This window comes from Nocardia sp. NPDC058497 (assembly GCF_042720195.1).
Lineage (GTDB): Bacteria > Actinomycetota > Actinomycetes > Mycobacteriales > Mycobacteriaceae > Nocardia.
The window spans coordinates 1-8,993 of sequence record NZ_JBHXMY010000017.1; the positions used below are offsets into that span (position 1 = coordinate 1).

The 8,993-nt window shown below is 70.2% G+C and carries 8 protein-coding genes; 2 read left to right on the forward strand and 6 right to left on the reverse strand.

Annotation, left to right across the window (positions count from 1 at the left end; genetic code table 11):
• Positions 1-119: 119 nt before the first annotated feature.
• From ACFWPJ_RS02480 to ACFWPJ_RS02505, 6 genes are all read right to left on the reverse strand, one after another.
• Positions 120-1,289: a lipid-transfer protein gene (locus tag ACFWPJ_RS02480; protein WP_378846126.1), complete on the reverse strand. Its 1,170-nt coding sequence runs from the start codon at positions 1,287-1,289 to the stop codon at positions 120-122.
• Positions 1,286-1,708 (reverse strand): MaoC family dehydratase, encoded by a 423-nt coding sequence (locus ACFWPJ_RS02485; protein ID WP_378846127.1) that lies wholly within the window; start codon positions 1,706-1,708, stop codon positions 1,286-1,288. Before ACFWPJ_RS02485 ends, ACFWPJ_RS02480 begins: the two co-directional genes overlap by 4 nt.
• A gap of 94 nt (positions 1,709-1,802) precedes the next feature.
• The gene (locus ACFWPJ_RS02490) at positions 1,803-2,762 is read right to left on the reverse strand and encodes a bifunctional MaoC family dehydratase N-terminal/OB-fold nucleic acid binding domain-containing protein (RefSeq protein WP_378846130.1); all 960 of its coding nucleotides are present in this window, start codon (positions 2,760-2,762) and stop codon (positions 1,803-1,805) included.
• A 15-nt stretch (positions 2,763-2,777) separates the two neighbouring features.
• On the reverse strand, positions 2,778-3,941 hold the full coding sequence (locus ACFWPJ_RS02495) for an acyl-CoA dehydrogenase family protein (RefSeq protein WP_378846133.1): 1,164 nt from the start codon (positions 3,939-3,941) through the stop codon (positions 2,778-2,780).
• Positions 3,926-5,008 carry an acyl-CoA dehydrogenase family protein gene (locus ACFWPJ_RS02500; RefSeq protein ID WP_378846136.1) on the reverse strand — a complete coding sequence of 361 codons (1,083 nt, stop codon included), beginning with the start codon at positions 5,006-5,008 and terminating at the stop codon, positions 3,926-3,928. The genes ACFWPJ_RS02495 and ACFWPJ_RS02500 overlap by 16 nt, the downstream gene beginning before the upstream one ends.
• Positions 5,009-5,012: 4 nt before the next feature.
• The gene (locus ACFWPJ_RS02505) at positions 5,013-7,133 is read right to left on the reverse strand and encodes an acyl-CoA dehydrogenase family protein (RefSeq protein WP_378846139.1); all 2,121 of its coding nucleotides are present in this window, start codon (positions 7,131-7,133) and stop codon (positions 5,013-5,015) included.
• Between the two features lie 125 nt (positions 7,134-7,258).
• On the opposite strand from ACFWPJ_RS02505, the gene kstR reads away from it, so the two are divergent.
• Entirely contained in the window at positions 7,259-7,876 is a 618-nt protein-coding gene (gene kstR / locus ACFWPJ_RS02510) for a cholesterol catabolism transcriptional regulator KstR (protein ID WP_378846141.1), read from the forward strand.
• A gap of 312 nt (positions 7,877-8,188) precedes the next feature.
• Positions 8,189-8,993: trehalose-phosphatase (otsB, locus tag ACFWPJ_RS02515; protein WP_378846143.1), on the forward strand; the 805-nt coding region annotated here is incomplete at its 3' end.

An 8,993-nucleotide genomic window follows, 5' to 3' on the forward strand; every position in this document is an offset into this window, starting at 1 on the left:
TTTTTTTAGCCCCCCTTCGGGCCCCGGGGGGGGGGGGCCCGGGGGGGGGGGGGCCCTCCGGGGGGGGGGGGGGGGGGCGTGCCCCCCCCCCCCCCCCGCCGTGCGCGCGGTCCGATTGTCTATGACGTCAGGACCAGGCCCGAGGTGGGGACGCCGGTGCCGGCGGTGACGAGGATGCGTTCGAGCTCGTCGACCTGGTTGACCGAGGTGCCGCGGATCTGGCGGACCGCCTCGGCGATGCCGTTCATGCCGTGGATGTAGGCCTCGCCCAGCTGTCCGCCGTGGGTGTTGAGCGGGAGCCTGCCGCCGATCTCGATGGCGCCGTCGGCGATGAAGTCCTTGGCCTCGCCGCGGCCGCAGAAGCCCAGTTCCTCGAGCTGCATGAGCACGAACGGGGTGAAGTGGTCGTAGAGGATCGCGGCCTGCATATCGGCGGCGCTCAGGCCGCTCTGCGCCCACAGCTGGTCACCGACGAGGCCCATTTCCGGCAGGCCGGTCATGGCGTCGCGGTAGTAGCTGGTCATCACGTACTGGTCGGCGCCGCTGCCCTGGGCGGCGGCCGCGATGATCGCGGGGCGCTGCGGGAGGTCGCGGGCGCGTTCGGCGCTGGTGACCACGATGGCGACGCCGCCGTCGGACTCCTGGCAGCAATCGAGCAGGTGCAGCGGTTCGGCGATCCAGCGCGAATCCTGGTGCTGTTCCAGGGTGATCGGCTTGCCGTAGAAGAAGGCGTTCGGGTTCACCGCGGCGTGCTTGCGGTCGGCCACCGCGACGGCGCCGAAGTCGGCGCTGGTCGCGCCGGTGACGTGCATGTACCGGCGGGCCACCATGGCGACCTGCGCGGCAGGCGTGCCGAGACCCTGCGGGTAGGCCCAGCCCGCGTCGATGCCCGAGGACGTCGGCGCGGCCGCCAGCGCGGGCGAGAACTGCCCGAACCTGGCGCCGGAGCGCTCGTTGAACGCGCGGTAGGCGACCACCACATCGGCGACGCCGGTGGCCACCGCCATGGCGGCCTGCTGCACGGTCGCGCAGGCCGCGCCGCCGCCATAGCCGATGTGGCTGAAGAACTTCAGGCTCGGGATGCCGACCGCCCTGGCCACGGCGGCCTGGGTGTTGGTGTCCATCGTGAAGGTGGTCAGGCCGTCGACGTCGGCGGGGGTGAGGCCCGCGTCGGCCAGCGCCGCGCTGACGGCCTCCGCGGCCAAACGCAATTCGCTGCGGCCGGAGTCCTTCGAGAAATCGGTGGCGCCGATGCCGACGATGGCGGCATGCCCGGACAGGCCTGTCATGACTGCTCCAGAGAGGGAAGGGCGATCACCGCGGTCGCCGTGATGTGCTCACCGAGACTGTCGCGGCCACGCACATCGATGGTGACCAGCGCGCCGGACACCGCGGTGACGGTGCCCGAGAGGGTCAGCGTGTCACCGGCATACAGCGGCACACCCAGCCGCAGCGCGATCGACTTCACCAGGGCGCTGGGCCCGGCCCAGTCGGTGACGAAGCGCTGCACCAGACCGGTGTCGGTGAGGATGTTGACGAAGATGTCGCTGGAGCCGCGCTCGACCGCCTTGTCGCGGTCGTGGTGCACGTCCTGAAAGTCCCTGGTGGCCAGGGCCGTACTGATCACGAAGGTGGGATCGGCGTGGATCACCAGCTCCGGCAACGTGGTTCCCACCGCGACGGCGGCGGGTTCGACGGTGGAGGTCATCGAGGCGTCCTTTCCGGACGGGCGGAGCGGGTCGGCGTCGCGGCGCGGCCCGCGGCGGCGCACCGGGATGCGCTGCGGGGGCTGTAGGCGCCGCTCATCGCACGGCCTGCCAGAACGGCAGCACTGTTCCGTCGGCGAGCTTTTCGAAGTCGGCGCGCACCGGCTGGCCGATCGCGACCTCGCCCGGATCGATGCCACGCAACTCACCGAGCATGCGCACGCCTTCGTCGAGTTCGACGAGGGCGACGACGAACGGCAGCTCGCGGCCGGGAACCTTCGGCGCGTGGTGCACGACGAAGCTGAACACGGTCCCGGTGCCCGCGGCGACGATGTAATCGGTGGCCTCTGCCTTGTCCTGCCACAGGGCGGGGACCGGCGGGTGCCGCAGCGAACCGTCGGGCAGGCGCTGGATGCGCAGCTCGCCGATTTCGGTACCGGCCCAGAAGAATTCGGTGTCCTTGGAGATGACCGGGCCGACGCGGTCGGCGGGCGCGAGGGCGATGTCGCTTGCCTCCGGTGCTGCCGCTTCCTTCGCGGCGGGCGCGAATTTCAGGATGCGGAACAGCATTTCGGTGACCACCTCGTCACCGACCGACCAGGTGGTGGTGAAGGTAAGGAACCAGCCGTCGCCGAGCCCGGTGCGCTTGGGGCCCTTGAACTCCGATAGCCGGCTGGCGACGGTCACCTCCTCCCCCGACCGCAGGTAGCGGTGGTAGGTCTGCTCGCAGTTGGTGCCGACGACGGAGGTGAAGCCCGCGTCGTCGAGCAGCTGCGTCGCCAGGCCGAGCGGGTCGTCGGCGGTGCGCACGCCGTGCAGACCGTTCATCGTCCACACCTGGGCCATGGCGGGCGGGGCGACGATGCCGGGGTGACCGGCGGCCTTGGCCGCGGCCTCGTCGACGTAGATCGGGTTGGTGTCGCCGATCGCCTCGACCCCGTTGTGGATCATCGGCTGGTTCACCGGGTCGCGCCCGGCCCGCGGCGCGGACTCGCCTGCCGCGGCCAGTTTCGCCAGCGCTTCGGGAATGTCTTCGGGGGTAATGCTTTCCGGCACGCCCTGCTCCTTAGTTCATCGGGGGACGCGCGGCAGTTCCAGGCCGGCGGAGGCGACCAGTTCGCGCATGATCTCGTTGACGCCGCCGCCGAAGGTGACGACGAGGTTCTGCTTGGTGCGCCGGTCCAGCCAGCCGAGCAGTTCGGCGGTGCCCGGCTCGGCGGGATCGCCGTAGCGGCCGACGATCTCCTCGACCACCCGGCCCGCTTCCTGCAGCGACTCGGTGGAGAAGATCTTGGTGGCCGAGGCGTCGGCGATCACGGTGTTCTGCGCGGCGGCCGGATCGGCGGCGGCGACCTGCCAGTTCAGCAACTCGTTGAGCCGCACCATAGTGCGCACCCGGCCCAGCGCGCGGCGCACCTCCGGCTCACCGAGCAGCTGGTGCTGCGCCGACCACTCGTGCAGGCGGTCGTAGAGCTGCTCGATCTTGCCCGACGGGCCCAGGCTGACCCGCTCGTGGTTGAGCTGGGTGGTGATCAGGCGCCAGCCGCGGTTCTCCTCGCCGACCAGCATCTCCGCTGGTACCCGCACGTCGTCGAAGTAGGTGGCGTTGGTGTGGTGGGCGCCGTCGCAGGTGATGATCGGGGTCCAGGAGTAGCCCGGATCCTTGGTGTCGACGATCAGGATGGTGATACCGCGGTGGCGCGACTCCACCGAGCCCGTGCGGCAGGCCAGCCAGACGTAGTCGGCCTCGTGCGCGCCGGTGGTGAAGATCTTCTGGCCGTTGACGATCCAGTCGCCGTTGTCGTCACGCACAGCGGTGGTGCGCAGCGCGGCCAGGTCGGTACCCGCTTCGGGTTCGGAGTAGCCGATCGCGAAATGGATGTCACCGGACAGGATTCCGGGCAGGAACTTCTGCTTCTGCGCGTCGGTGCCGTACTTCTGCAGCGTCGGGCCGACGGTCAGCAGGGTCACCAGCGGCAGCGGCACATCGGCGCGCACCGCCTCGTTGAAGAAGATCTGCTGTTCCATCGGGCCGAAACCCTGGCCGCCGAACTCCTTCGGCCAGCCGACACCGAGCCAGCCGTCGCGGCCCATCCGGCGCACCACCTCGCGGTAGGCGTCGCCGTGCCGGTCGACGGCCATCGCGGCCGCTTCCTCGGGGGTGACGAGATCGGCGAAATAGGAACGCAATTCCTCGCGCAACCGCCGCTGTTCAGCGGTCAGATCGATGAACATCTTGCTCCCAGGAGGTCGAGGCGCAGGCCCGCGCCGCCGAGCAGACGGGCGAGGTCTTTGGCCTGTGAGTAGTAGCGGTGCATCGGGTGGGTGATATCCACACCCAGTCCACCGTGCAGGTGATGACATTTCTGCATGGCGCGCGGAACTTCGGTGGCCGCCCAGTAGGCGAGCACCTCGAGGTCCTCGTCGACGCGGTGCTGATGCTCGGGCGACGAGTCGTCCTGGGCCAGCGCCCAGCACGCCGACTCGGCGGCCACGTGCAGCGTCCGCGAGACCACGTACAGGTCGGCGATCTGCTGGGCCACCGCCTGGAACTCGGCCAGCGGCCTGCCGAACTGCTCGCGCGTACGCACGTGCTCGGCGGTCAGCGTCAGCGCGCCCTTCAGCAGGCCGTCGGCGACCGCGCCGATGGTAGCCAGCGCGTGCCGGTGCAGCCGGGGCAGCACCTCGGCTGGCAGCAACTGGTCGGCCGGGATCTCGACCTCGTCGAGAACCAGCGTCGCCTCCGGGATGCCCGCCGAACCGGCGACCGGGATGATCCGGAGCCCCGGCGCGACCGATTCCACCAGCGCGACGCCCGCGTCGGTGGGCACCAGGATCCAGCGCGCCTGCTCGGCGTAGATCACGCCGACCTTGCGACCGGTGATCCGCACGGTGTCACCGTCGCGGACCGCCTTGGTGGTCGGCGCGGTGGTGAACGGCGAACCCGGCTCGCTGAGCGCGGCGGTGAGCACGGTGCCCTTGCCGACCTCGGCGACAACGCGCCCGGCGAGCTCCTCCGACAGCGAGGGCAGCAGCGGCAGCACGCCGAACCCGAAGGTCGGCAGCGCTGGCACCGCCACCGCGTCGGTGGCCAGCTCCATGAGCAGAGCCGACACCTCCAGCAGGCCCATCCCGTCGCCACCGAACTGCTCGGGCACGGCGACCGCGAGCAGGCCGGAGTCGATCAGGCTCGGCCACAATTCCATATCTCGCGCCTGCTCACGTTCGAGCAGGCTCACGACCACCTCGGCTACGGCGTCGGCGCTTTCGTCGCGGGTGAAGTCCACGGCGTCCTCCCTCATCGAGCTAACTGTCCGCATCGCGCGGCAGGCCGAGAATCCGTTCGGCGGCCACGGTCAACAGGATCTGCTCGGTACCGCCCGCGATGGAGAGACAGCGTGTGAGCAAGAATTCTTTCAGGGCTTCGTTTTCCAGGGAGCCTTCTTGACCGGAAAGCTCCAGGGCGTACTCCGCCAGGTCCTGCCGGTGCCGCACACCGACGAGTTTGCGGACGCTGGCTTGGGCGCCCGCGTCGACTCCGGCCATGGTCGCCACCGCGATCCGCTGCTCCAGCAAGGAGCCGGCGATCGAGGAGGTGATCAGGTCGCCGAAGCGGTCCTCACGCAGTTCAGTTCCCCATCCGCCGACGGGGAAACGGTCCAGCAGCGCCTCCAGCGCGCCGCCGATTCCGCCGCCGCCCATGGCGACCCGCTCGGCCGACAGGGTGGTGCGCGCGATCTTCCAGCCGTTGTTGAGCGCGCCGACCAGTCCGTCGTCGGGCACGAACACGTCGTCGAGGAAGACCTCGCTGAAGCGTTCCTCACCGGTGATCGTGACCAGCGGGCGTACCTGCACGCCGGCGGCACGCATGTCGACCAGGAAGTAGCTGATCCCGCGGTGCTTGGCCGCGGCGGGATCGGTGCGGGCCAGGCAGATGCCCCAGTTCGCGATCGTTCCCAGGGACGTCCACACCTTCTGGCCGCGCAGCACCCAGCCGCCGTCGACCTTCTCGGCCGTGGTGCGCAGGGCCGCGAGGTCCGAGCCGGCGCCCGGTTCGCTGAACAGCTGGCACCAGGTCACCTCGCCGTGCAGGGTCGGCCAGACGAAGCGCTCGATCTGCTCCGGCGTGCCGAAGCGCAGCAGTGTCGGCACCGCCCAGCCCGCGACCGCGAGATCGGGGGTCTCCAGGTCGGCGCGGCGCAGCTGTTCGGCGATCTGCAGGCACGTCATCGGATCAGCTTCGCGCCCATACGGTTTCGGCCAGTGCGGCATGACGAAGCCGCCCTCGACCAGTGCGCGCTGCTGCTCCGCGGGCGCCAGCGCGGCGATGGCGGCGATCTCGGCGGTCAGCGCGGAATCGCCCGCGGCGTCACCGAGGACGCGCTCGGCGCCGGTGGTGCGGCGCTGCCCGGCCCTGGTGAGCTCGGCGACCCTGGCCCGCCAGCGCGCCGTTCCACCGAGCAGCTGGCGCAGCGAGCTGGCCCGGCGCAGGTAGAAGTGCGCGTCGTGTTCCCAGGTGAAGCCGATGCCGCCGAGCACCTGGATGGCGTCCTTGGCGGTGTCGACCGCGGCGTCGAGCGCGGCGGCCGCGGCGACGGCGGCGGCGATCGGCAATTCGGCACCGCCCTCGTCGATGGCGGCGGCGGCGTCGGCGGCGACGGCGCGGATCAGCTCGGTGCGGCACAGCATCCAGGCGCAGATGTGCTTGATCGCCTGGAAGCTGCCGATCGGCTTGCCGAACTGCTCACGGACCTTGGCGTAGTCGACCGCGGTGCGCAGGCACCAGCCCGCGATACCGGCCAGTTCGGCTACCGCGAGCGCGACGAACAGGTCGGTGACGTCGGCGTCGGGCGCGAAGCTCGACGACACCGCGACCCCGGCGGCCTCCACCCGGGCCAGCGGCACGGTGTGGTCGGCGTTCGGCAGCGCCGTGATCGTCACCACAGCGGGCGAGAGCAGCAACCAGCGCGTGCCGTCCGGCGTGCTCGCGGGCACCAGGACCTGAGTGTCCTTGTCGGCGCCGTAGACGTACTCCCAGGCGCCGGTGACGGTCCAGCCGTCGGCGTCCGAACCCACCGCTGTCGCGGTCGGCCGCTCGCCCGGCACGGCGACACCGCACGGCGCGCCGCCGGTCACCGCGCCCTGGGTGATCAACCCGGCCAGGGCTGTGGCCAGCACCGGACCGCCGACCAGGTCGTCGGCGGTCTGTTCCAGCAGCACGGCCAGGTCGGCCACGGTGCCGCCCAGTCCGCCGTGCTCCTCGTCGAGCGCGACCTCGAAGAGGCCGAACTCGGTCAGCGCGGGCCAGTACTCGTGCCAGCTTCCGGCACCGCCGGCCCGCATTGTTGCAATCGGCGCGACCGAACTCGCCCAGCCCCGCAGTGACTCCGCGGCGGCTTTATGCTCGTCAGTGGTGGCGATGGTCACAAGAAAATCCGCCCTTCCGGCGTGGCTCCCACTCCTAGAACATGTTCTAATATCTGGGCCGGGGGTAAGTCAAGAGAGCTACCCTGGGTCGACATTTCAGACGCATCCCGCGAAAGGCTTTCTCGATGGACAGTCCGGCCCCAACGCCCACCGTGACGACACTGTCCGAGGATGAACTGAGCTCCAACGCCCAGCGGGAGCGCCGCAAGCGCATTCTCGACGCCACCCTGGCGCTGGCCTCCAAGGGCGGCTACGACGCCGTCCAGATGCGCGCTGTAGCCGAGCGGGCCGACGTCGCCGTCGGCACCCTCTACCGCTACTTCCCATCCAAAGTGCACCTGCTCGTCTCGGCCCTGGCCAGGGAATTCGAGCAGTTCGAGAGCAGGCGCAGGCCGCTGCCTGGCGGCGTCGACCCGTCCGAGCGCATGCACGGCCTGCTGACCCAGATCACCCGGATGATGCAGCGCGACCCGCTGCTCACCGAGGCCATGACCCGGGCGTTCATGTTCGCCGACGCCTCCGCGGCGGCCGAGGTCGATCGCGTCGGCAAGGTGATGGACCGGGTCTTCGCCCGCGCGATGAGCGACGGCGAGCCCACCGAGCGACAGCTCGCCATCGCCAGGGTCATCTCCGATGTGTGGCTGTCGAACCTGGTCGCGTGGCTCACCCGGCGCGCGTCCGCGACCGACGTCACGGAACGACTCGAGCTCACCGTCGACCTGTTGCTGGGCGATCGCGGATAGACGACAAATCCCCCACAGCTGTTGACACGCGTCGGCTGCGCGCCTTCCCCTGGGAAGATGCATAGCCGACGTCGCATATGCGGAACCATGCATCTACCAGCCACGCGGGCGTCGCCACCGGGCCCACGGGCACGATGAGCTCGGCGAACAGGGTCTGCCGCGATGGGCGAAAGGCCCGGAATTAGCGACGCGGTCGCGAGCCACCGGCCGACACCCGAGCGCACAACCCGCCGCGCCGCCCGCGCGGCGAAATTGACGCAGTATTGTTTTTCGCGCCCCCTGATCAACTCCTCCCATCACTAGGTTGGATGCGTGAGCGCACAGGATCTGCCCTTGGAAGTCCGCCGTGCACTGGCGTCGGTTGCGCGCGTGCCACGGCTCTTGGTTGCCTCGGACTACGACGGGACTATCGCCCCGATCGTGTCCGACCCCGCCAAAGCGTTTCCCCAACGGGAATCGGTGAGCGCCTTACGCGCGCTGGCGGGGTTGGCGAACACGACCGCGGCGGTGATTTCCGGTCGGGCACTACGTGATCTGGCGGCGCTGTCGCGCCTGCCGGTCGAGGTGCAGCTGATCGGCAGTCACGGCTCCGAGTTCGACGTGGGCTTCGTGCACGCGATCGACAACGACGCCAAGCAACTGCTGACGGAGATCAACTCCGCGTTCACCCAGATCGCCGCCGAGAACCCTGGCGTCGCCGTCGAGATGAAGCCGGCCAGCGCCGCGCTGCACGTGCGCAACGCCAGCCCCGAGATCGGCAGGCGCGCACTGAATTCCGTGCGCCAGGGCCCGGCCTGCTGGGTCGGCGTTCAGGTGACCGAGGGCAAGGCGGTGATCGAGCTCGCGGTGATCCCCACCGACAAGGGCACCGCGCTCGACACCATCCGGCACCAGGAGAGCGCGTCGGCCGCGGTGTTCTTCGGCGACGACGTCACCGACGAGAAGGCGTTCCGGGTGCTGTCGGGCCCCGATGTCGGGATCAAGGTCGGCGACGGCGAGAGCCTGGCCAAGCTGCGGGTCGATTCGACCGAGGACGTGGCGCGGGCGCTGGCCTTCCTGGTGGTGGAACGCCGTAACAGGCTGGCCGGCGCGCGCGCGCCGCGGATCGAGCGGCTGA